Below are 736 nucleotides of genomic sequence, written 5' to 3'. Positions count from 1 at the left end.
CTCGACGTTCGCGCTGACATCGGCACTATCAACTACGGCGGACCGCTCGTCGGCTCCGGCCTCGTCTCCAACGACGAGGGATATATCGTCGGCGAAGACACGACCGGCCCAGAGCTGGGTCGCATCGAAGACGCCCTCGACTACATCGACTGAGGGCCTCACGTCCGCCCGTTTTGCGGTTCACTTTCGCTCCGAGTAGGAAGACTCTTCCCGCTTGCCGCCCGACCGATGTGCATGAGCCAGTTCACTATCACGGGCAGCTTCACGAGCCGTGGCGTGGTCCACGAGTTCACGAAGACTGTGGAAGCCCCCAACGAAAACGTCGCAGAAGAGCGAGCGTATTCGCTTATCGGAAGCGAGCACGGAATTAAGCGTACGAAGGTTACCCTTTCTGAGGTGTCCGCAGCATGATGGGCGGTGGTCAGCAGCAACTCCAACAGCTTTCCCAAGAGCTGCAGGCCATCGACGAGGAAATCGAATCGCTCGAAGGTGAGGTTTCGGACCTGAACCAGGAGAAGTCCGAAATCGACGAGGCTGTCGAAGCCATCGAGACGCTCGAAACCGGCTCGACCGTGCAGGTCCCGCTCGGCGGCGACGCGTACCTCCGCGCCGAAGTACAGGACATCGACGAAATCATCGTCTCCCTCGGCGCCAACTACGCCGCCGAACAGGACCAGACGACCGCCACCGAAGCCCAGCGCCCCAAGCAGGACCTGCCCGGCGAGGCAATCGCCAG

The 736-nt window shown here is 61.5% G+C and carries 2 protein-coding genes and 1 pseudogene; all 3 read left to right on the top strand.

Annotated features, from left to right (window positions below):
- A pseudogene (locus QT222_RS12590) lies at nucleotides 1-153 on the top strand (translation initiation factor IF-6); the annotation flags it as partial.
- An 81-nt stretch (nucleotides 154-234) separates the two neighbouring features.
- Nucleotides 235-411 carry a 50S ribosomal protein L18Ae gene (gene rpl18a / locus QT222_RS12585; RefSeq protein WP_004058566.1) on the top strand — a complete coding sequence of 59 codons (177 nt, stop codon included), beginning with the start codon at nucleotides 235-237 and terminating at the stop codon, nucleotides 409-411.
- A partial coding sequence (gene pfdA, locus QT222_RS12580) for a prefoldin subunit alpha (protein ID WP_491477376.1) occupies nucleotides 411-736 on the top strand: 326 nt, incomplete at its 3' end. The genes rpl18a and pfdA, both read left to right, overlap by 1 nt.

It is taken from the genome of Haloferax sp. s1 (genome assembly GCF_058382125.1).
The sequence above is the reverse complement of the archived record's forward strand: the minus strand, read 5'-3'. Positions and strand labels throughout refer to the sequence as shown.